This window comes from Protofrankia sp. CiP1_Cm_nod1, assembly GCF_920888515.1.
Classification (GTDB): domain Bacteria; phylum Actinomycetota; class Actinomycetes; order Frankiales; family Frankiaceae; genus Protofrankia.
Genome location: NZ_CAKKTM010000209.1, coordinates 6,728 through 11,340, shown reverse-complemented (window position 1 = coordinate 11,340; position 4,613 = coordinate 6,728). Strand labels below are relative to the sequence as shown.

Here is a 4,613-nt window from a genome sequence, read left to right as displayed (position 1 = left end):
GCCGAGCACCGACCGCACGGTGCCGCGCAGGACCCCGCCGTCCCCACCGTCCCCGCCGTCCAGGCCGGCCCGGCCGGCCCCCACCTCGACGACCGGGCCGGGCTCGTCCGGCGGCCTGTCGGCGTCCACGGCAAGAGCCGCGAAGCTGCCGTCGGTGAGCACCGCGGCGGCCCGCTCCGGCAGGACGGTCAGCGCCTCGACGGCGAGCACCGACGCCGTCCACGCGCTGGACGGTGCGCTGTGCCGCCCCAGCCGCTCGGCCGTGAGCGCGAGCTCCAGCAGGCCACCGCCCTGGCCGCCGTACTCCTGCGCGAACCCCACGGCCAGCCAGCCGTCCGAGACGAGAAGCCCCTCGAACGTGGCGGCGTCACCGGCGCCGAGCCAGCCGTGCACGGTATCGGCGGGGGCGAAACGGTCCAGCCACTCGCCCAACGAGTCCCGGAACATCTCCTGCTCGTCGGCCAGATCCCACCGCATGCCCGCTCCTGTAATGCTCGTCCATGACTGCCCTGTGCACGATGTTCGGATGGTAACTTAGGTCTGACCAATAGACCATCGATAGAGAGAATCACATGGCCGACGCGTTGAAGAAGGATCGATCGGCGATCCGGCTCGCTCCCATGGAGGTCCCCAAGGCATCGGACGTGCTGGCGAACGAGCTTCGCGAGCGCATCCTCACCGGCGAGTTCACCGAGGACACACCGCTTCCACCAGAGCGTGAGCTGGTCACGCAGACCCGGATGAGCCGTTCAACCGTCCGGGAGGCCCTGCGCATCCTTGAGGTTCAGGGCCTGGTCCGGATCAAGGCCGGTCGGGCCGGTGGCGCCTTTGTCCAGCGGCCGAGCAAGGACGCGGTCGAGACCTCGGTGAGCCTGGTGATCAGAGGCCAGCAGATCCGGCTGGCCGCGCTGCTGGAGACCCGCGAGGCCATCGAGCCGTTCTGCGCCCAGCTCGCCGCCCGGTACCGCACGGAGGACGACCTGAAGGTGCTCGATGCCGCCAACGAGGCCATCGCCGACACCGGCAGCACGCTGGCGGCGTTCCTGCAGGCCAACGTCGACTGGCACGTGGGCGTGGCCACCGCCAGCCACAACGAGTTGCTGATCGGCCTCATGACCGCCCTGTCGCGGGCGATCTACACGGCCACCGAGAACGAGCGGTTCATCAACGACGAGGTGCGACGGCTGGCGGCGAAGGCGCACGTGTCCATCACCAGGGCCATTCGCGCGCGGGACCCCGAGGCCGCGGTACGCCGGATGAACCGTCACGTCCACTCCTACGCCCAGGCGGTCCTCGAGGTCGAGGAACGCACCGAGATATCGGTTCCCAACAACGGGGCGTGACAGGCTCTCGTCAGCCTGCCACGGCCCCGTCGTCACACACCGGTCCATACCGGGCTCAGGCGTCCAGCCCGACCGCCGCGCGGATCTCCTCCACCGCGTCCGGGTTCTCCGCGCCGGAGAGGTCCCCGGGATCCCGGCCCAGGGCCGCCGCCCGCACCGCGCGCCGCAGTATCTTCGCCGACCGCGTCTTGGGCAGTTGCGACACCCGCCGGACCAGCCCCGGGGCGAAGGGCTTGCCGAGCTCGGCCGCGACCATCTCCCGCAGCTGCGCCGAGACGTCCTCGGTCGCGTCCGGACGGGGGACCCAGAACGCCCAGACGGCCTCGCCCTTCTTCGGGTCCGGGACGCCGACCGCCGCCGCCTCGGCCACCGCCGGATGGGTGATCATGACCGATTCGACCTCCGCCGGTGCCAGCCGCTTGCCCGCCACGTTCATGACGTCATCGGAGCGGCCCAGGATGAACCACTGCCCGTCCTTGTCGACCAGGGCGAAGTCGCCGTGGCGCCACAGGCCGGGGAAGGTCGACCAGTACGCCTCCAGATAGCGGGCCTCGTCCCGCCACACCCCGCGCGTCATCGCCGGCCACGGCTGCCGGCACACCAGCTCGCCGACCTCGCCGCGCACCGGCTGCGCCCGGTCGTCGACCACGTCGACGTCCATGCCCAGCGACGGGCCGCCCAGCGAACAGCTGCGGATGGGCTCGACCGGGTACGGCGCGAGGAAGGATCCGCCGACCTCGGTGCCGCCCGAGAAGTTGATGACCGGGACCCGCCCGCCGAAGACGTCCCTGGCCAGCCACTCGTAGGAGTCGGGGTCCCAGGGCTCGCCCGTCGAGCCGAGCACGCGCACCGACGACAGGTCGAAGCCGTCCAGCGAGATCTTCTCGCTGGAGCGCAGCGTGCGGATCAGCGTCGGCGAGACCCCGAGCATGGTGACGCGGTGGCGGTCCACCAGGTCCCACAGGCGGTTGGTGTCGGGCACGTCGGGCGAGCCCTCGTAGAGCAGCAGCGTCGCGCCGTTGGCGTGCGTCCCGAAGATCGACAACGGGCCCATGATCCAGCCCATGTCGGTCACCCAGCAGAACACGCCCCCCGGGCCGACGTCGAAGGAGTAGGCGACCTCGCTGGCCACCTTCACCAGGAAGCCGGCATGGGTGTGGACGGCACCCTTGGGCCGGCCCGTCGTCCCGGAGGTGTACGCCAGCAGCAGGGTGTCGGTCGCCCGCAGCGCCTCGGCCTCGCCAGCGCCATCCGGGCCGGTGAGCAGGTCGCTCCACCGGACATCCCTGGTCGCGGAGATCTCCGGGGCGTCGTCGAGGTTGCCGACGACGACGACGTGCTCCACCGTCGGGCAGGACCGCAGCGCCTCGTCGAGCAGCGGTTTCATGGCCACCGCGCGGCGGCGCCGGACGGTGCCGTCGGCGACGATGACCGCCTTGGCGTCGGCGTCCTGGATACGGGAGGCGATGGCCGAAGGCGCGAACCCGGAGAACAGCGGCACCAGGACCGCGCCGATGCGGGCGGCCGCGTAGGAGGCGACGACGGCCTCGGGGATCATCGGCAGGAACAGGGCGACCGCGTCGCCCCTGCCGATCCCGAGCCGGCGCAAGCCGGCACTGACCCGCTCCACCTGCCGGGTGAGCTCACGGTAGGTCACCGTCGTGGTCGTGCCGTCCTCGGCCGCGTGGATGACGGCCGGCCGGTTCGCGACCTGCTCGTCGCCGTCCCAGCGCCCCAGGCAGGCGTCGACGATGTTGAGCTCGCCGCCCACGAACCAGTCGGGATGCTCGATGCCCGCGGAGAGGTCGACCACCCGCGAGTACGGCGTGCGGAAGGGCAGGCCCAGGTCCTTGACCACGGCGTCCCAGTACCAGCCGATGTCGCGCACCGAGCGCTCGCGCAGCTCGGCCAGTGACGACAGGCCGTGTGCCCGCGCCAGCCGGGTGACGTTGGCGTTCTCGATGTACTCGGAGGTGGGGGTCCAGGTGTACCCGGTCCCGGTGTGCTCGGTCCCAGTGTGCTCGGTCACGGTCAGCTCCGGGGCATGTTGAGGATACGCTCGGCGACGATGTTGCGCTGGATGAAGGTGGATCCGCCGGCGATCGCGGTGCCGCGGGCCTGGTAGGCCAGCCGGAGCCAGCGCGTGCTGTCCAGTTCCTTGTCGTCCGGGGAGAACTGGCCGCCCAGCGGCTCCAGGGAGAGCCGGAAGTCCGCCAGGTCCTCGACGAGCGGGCAGAAGTAGAGCTTGCCGATCGAGGTGACCGGCCCGGGCGGGCCGTCGGCGGCGGCGAGCGTGACCACCCGCTGGCCGATGAGATAGTGGATCAGGGCGCGCCCGTAGAGGTCGGCGACCTTCTGGCGGACCGCCGGGTCCGCCCCCAGCGGGCGCCCGTCGTCGCCGGTGCGCTGGCTGATGTCGGTGATGATGTCGTCGACGGCGCGCTTGGTGTTCACCCGGCCGGTGGCGATGGCGACCCGCTCGTAGGACAGCGTGGCCATCGCGACCCGCCAGCCGCCGTCCACCTCGCCGACGACCCGGTCGTCCGGGACGAAGACGTCGTCGAGGAAGACCTCGTTGAACTCGGCCTCACCCAGCATGTGCGCGAGCGGGCGGATGGTGACGCCGTCGGCGTCCATCGGCAGCAGGAAGTAGGTGATGCCCTTGTGGCGCGGCCCGCCGCCGGTGCGCGCGAGCAGGATGCCGTTGGCGGCGAGGTGCGCCCGGCTGGTCCAGATCTTCTGGCCCTGCAGCCGCCAGCCGCCGTCAGCCCTGGTCGCCCTGGTCCGCAGCGACGCCAGGTCCGAGCCGGCCTCCGGCTCGGAGAAGAGCTGGCACCAGATCTCCTCGCCGGTGAGGATCGGCCGCAGGAAGCGTTCCTTCTGCTCGTCCGTGCCGAACTCGATGATCGTCGGGCCGGCGAGATCCTCACCGATGATGTTCAGCCGTTCGGGGACGCCGGCGCGGTCGGCCTCCTCGGTGAAGATCGCGCGTATTTTCGCGTCGGCGCCACCGCCGCCGTACTCCTTCGGCCACGACAGCCCGGCATAACCGGCGTCGAACAGCAGACGTTGCCACTGCTGCCAGAACGGAAGCTTCTCGACCAGATCGGCCGGCTCCGGCCAGGGAAGGCGCGGAAGTGCCGTCGCCAGCCATTCCCGGACCTCGGTGCGGAAGTGTCGTTCCCCTGGCGAGTCCGCAAGATCCATGCTTGCACCCCTCATCCGCGATTGATGCGATGGTACTATAGGTCAGACCGAAAAGGGGTTTTC

At 71.0% G+C, this 4,613-nt stretch carries 4 protein-coding genes; 1 reads left to right on the top strand and 3 read right to left on the bottom strand.

Annotation, left to right across the window (positions count from 1 at the left end; all coding sequences use genetic code 11):
* On the bottom strand, nt 1-477 hold a 477-nt coding region (locus NBX02_RS09595), incomplete at its 3' end, for an acyl-CoA dehydrogenase family protein (protein ID WP_250290985.1).
* A 95-nt stretch (nt 478-572) separates the two neighbouring features.
* Here NBX02_RS09595 and NBX02_RS09590 point away from each other — a divergent pair.
* Complete coding sequence (locus tag NBX02_RS09590; RefSeq protein ID WP_047223273.1) at nt 573-1,343, top strand: FadR/GntR family transcriptional regulator; 771 nt, start codon at nt 573-575, stop codon at nt 1,341-1,343.
* 55 nt (nt 1,344-1,398) lie between these two features.
* On the opposite strand, the gene NBX02_RS09585 is transcribed toward NBX02_RS09590, so the two are convergent.
* Nucleotides 1,399-3,378 carry an AMP-binding protein gene (locus tag NBX02_RS09585; RefSeq protein ID WP_445548343.1) on the bottom strand — a complete coding sequence of 660 codons (1,980 nt, stop codon included), beginning with the start codon at nt 3,376-3,378 and terminating at the stop codon, nt 1,399-1,401.
* Nucleotides 3,375-4,550, bottom strand: a complete 1,176-nt coding sequence (locus tag NBX02_RS09580) for an acyl-CoA dehydrogenase family protein (RefSeq protein WP_250280854.1) — start codon at nt 4,548-4,550, stop codon at nt 3,375-3,377. Before NBX02_RS09580 ends, NBX02_RS09585 begins: the two co-directional genes overlap by 4 nt.
* Between the last annotated feature and the right edge of the window lie 63 nt (nt 4,551-4,613).